Origin of the sequence: Micromonospora sp. D75, assembly GCF_018070405.1 — a bacterium.
Taxonomy (GTDB): Bacteria; Actinomycetota; Actinomycetes; order Mycobacteriales; family Micromonosporaceae; genus Micromonospora; species Micromonospora chalcea.
The window spans coordinates 1-682 of sequence record NZ_JAGPXV010001130.1 but is presented as its reverse complement, the minus strand read 5'-3'; the positions used below and the strand labels follow the sequence as shown (position 1 = coordinate 682).

1 protein-coding gene is annotated in these 682 nt (G+C 76.4%); it reads right to left on the bottom strand.

Annotation, left to right across the window (positions count from 1 at the left end; translation table 11 throughout):
- On the bottom strand, positions 1-682 hold a 682-nt coding region (locus KBX39_RS32475; RefSeq protein WP_210874249.1), incomplete at both ends, for an A/G-specific adenine glycosylase.

The window sequence follows — 682 nt, the reverse complement described above, 5'->3', positions numbered from 1 at the left end:
GCACGTCGTCGTGCCAGACCTGGTCCAGCCGCTGATGCGGCACCGGCCCGGTGGACTCCCGCAGCACGGCGAGCAGCAGCCCGCGTACCTGCCGGTCGGTGCCGGCGTAGCGCTGCGGGCGGCGCGTCGGTCCCGTGGGGGCCGCCTGGCCGGAAGCCCGCCAGGCGCAGCTCGACTCGACGGGGCAGATCGCGCAGCGCGGGGCGCGGGCGGTGCAGACGACCGCCCCGAGTTCCATGAACGCGGCGCTCGCCAGCGCGGCGGCGGCCGGCTCGATCGGCAGCAGTTCCTCGGTGGCGACCAGGTCGGCCGGGCGGGTCGTCGGACCGGCGTCGGGTTCACCGGCGATCGCCCGGCACACTACCCGCCGGACATTCGTGTCCACCACGGGGTGCCGCTGCCCGTACGCGAAAGCGGCGACCGCGCGAGCCGTGTACGTGCCGACGCCGGGCAGCGCCAGCAGATGATCGAGCCGGTCGGGTACCACGCCGCCGTGCCGCTCCACGACGGCCACCGCGCATTCGCGCAGGCGTACCGCCCGGCGGGGGTAGCCGAGCCGTCCCCACATCCGGATCGCCTCGGCCGGGGTGTCCTCGGCGAGCGCGCGCGGATCCGGCCAGCGGGCCAGCCATGCCTCCCAGGCGGGCACCACCCGGACCACCGGCGTCTGCTGGAGCATGAC